This window comes from Methylobacterium sp. B1 (genome assembly GCF_000333255.1).
Classification (GTDB): domain Bacteria; phylum Pseudomonadota; class Alphaproteobacteria; order Rhizobiales; family Beijerinckiaceae; genus Methylobacterium; species Methylobacterium fujisawaense.
Genome location: NZ_BACT01000301.1, coordinates 1 through 1,889, shown reverse-complemented (window position 1 = coordinate 1,889; position 1,889 = coordinate 1). Strand labels below are relative to the sequence as shown.

The window sequence follows — 1,889 nt, the reverse complement described above, 5'->3', positions numbered from 1 at the left end:
CAAGCCGGAGGGTGGCCGGAGCCCATCCGAGGTGCTGCGCAGCGTCGATCCGACCCCGGCCTCGCCGGGCCTGAACAGCTACGCGGTCTTGCCGACCTATCCGGCGACCAACTACGTCACCGACAACGGCCTGTTCACCTCGGTGCCCGGGGAGCCGGTCAACCACGCCAACAACGCCATGTCGGCGTTCCAGAACCTGCTGCACCCGCCCGCCGCCGGACAGGATCCCGAAACGGTGCGCGCCGGCCGCGCGGTGTTCGAGAAGGCCGGCTGCGGGACCTGCCATGCCGGGCCGGCGCTCACCAACCACCGGATCGTCCCGGAGGCCGAGATCGGCACCGAGCCGACCCGGGCCCGGGCGGGCGCCAAGATGGAGGCGCGCCTGTCGCCGCCGACGATCTTCGCCACCGACACGCCGTTCCCGGTCCCGGCCGATCCGGTGATCGTCCCGGTGCCGCTCGCGGGCGACGCGCTGGCGCAGGTGCAGCTCGCCTGGGGGCAGGGGGGCACGGAGGGGGGCTACAAGGTGCCGAACCTCGTGGGCCTCGCCTGGACGGCGCCGTACCTGCACGATTCCGGCGTGGCGGTCGGGCCCGATGCCGAGGGCCAGCTCGGCGTCCCGGGCACGCTCTACAGGGGCGTCGCCCCCGATCCGGCCAACAGCCTGCGCGCCCTGGTGGACCGGGATCTCCGGGCCAAGGTGATCGCCGCCAACGCGGCCTCGGATACGGCGCGGATCGCCCGCGTCACCGGCAAGGGGCATGCCTTCTGGGCGGATGCCGGTTCGGGCGTCTCGCCCGAGGATCAGCGGGCGCTGATCGCCTATCTGCTGTCGGTCGATCGTCTGACCGAGCCGGCCGCGACGCCCTGATCCGGGCGGTGCCACCGGTGGTCCGGCTCACTGCATCGGGGAGCCCTCGCCGCCCCACCGCATGGCCGGGCGCAGCGCCTCCCGCGCGGTTCAGATGACCGCCTCGATCAGGCCCCGCCGCTTGGCCTCCTCGGCCTCGAGGTACCAGTTCGACGGTGCCTTCTCGAGCACTTCGTCGAGGGTCACGTCCGAGCCCTGGATCAGGTTCGAAAACCCCTCGTTCTGGATCGCGATCGAGCACTGGATCTCATTGAGCGTCGCCGTCACGGAGGCGATGCAGGTGGTGAGCGGCCCCTCGATCTGGAGCTGCTTGTTCATCTTGCGCTCGTGGATCATCAGCCGCGTGCCGCAGGTGAGATAGCGGTTCGGCCGGGCGAAGAAGCTCATGAAGGTGGTGCCGGCCGAGTAGATCGCCGCCTTGCCGAGGAAGACGAACCGCCGGTCCGGGTCCATGGCGCTGTTGAAGCGGATGTCCTCGCCCATCATCCGGGCCACCTCCGGATCGCCGCCGAGCGTCGTCAGCTCGACGACGACGATCTCGCGGTCGGCCGCCGCCCCGAGCTGGCGGCGGAAGTCGCGGTACATGTCGTAGTCCACCGCGCCCGACAGCAGGACGGCGGGGGCCCGGAACGCGGTGGGGCCGAGGGGCGTCGTGTCCATGGTTCTCCTGATCGAATGACCGGCGTTCAGCGTGCCGGGTCGGGGGGACCCTCGCCTTTACCCACGAAGGGGATGCCCGCGATCGGGCATTCCTCCGTGCCGACGCTCTGACGGGTAATGGCCCGCACCGCGTCGCGGGTTCCGTCGGGATCCTCGATCCAGCGCCGGTAGAAGTCGTAGGGGCATTCCGACATCCCGTGCCGGTTCTCCTTCGAGTTGATCATGCCCGTGTAGCCGCGGTGCAGGAGCTTGAAGAGGTGGTTCTCCGACTGGCCGTGGGCGCGGAAATCCCGGATCAGGAACTTCGACAGGGCCGCGTACTGGATGCCCATCTCCTCCTCGCCGCACTCGCCGAGCG

1 protein-coding gene and 2 pseudogenes are annotated in these 1,889 nt (G+C 70.5%); 1 reads left to right on the top strand and 2 read right to left on the bottom strand.

The window, feature by feature from the left end; translation table 11 throughout:
* Nucleotides 1-871, top strand: a pseudogene (locus I53_RS08840) (cytochrome C oxidase Cbb3); the annotation flags it as partial.
* 90 nt (nucleotides 872-961) lie between these two features.
* Here I53_RS08840 and I53_RS08835 read toward each other — a convergent pair.
* Entirely contained in the window at nucleotides 962-1,531 is a 570-nt protein-coding gene (locus I53_RS08835; protein WP_043349319.1) for a ClpP family protease, read from the bottom strand.
* Nucleotides 1,532-1,557: 26 nt separating this feature from the next.
* A pseudogene (amiE, locus tag I53_RS08830) lies at nucleotides 1,558-1,889 on the bottom strand (aliphatic amidase); the annotation flags it as partial.

What these genes read in the sequence shown, in the direction of transcription:
- I53_RS08835 (WP_043349319.1), bottom strand. Translation starts at nt 1,531, where the DNA reads ATGGACACGACGCCCCTCGGCCCCACCGCGTTCCGGGCCCCCGCCGTC.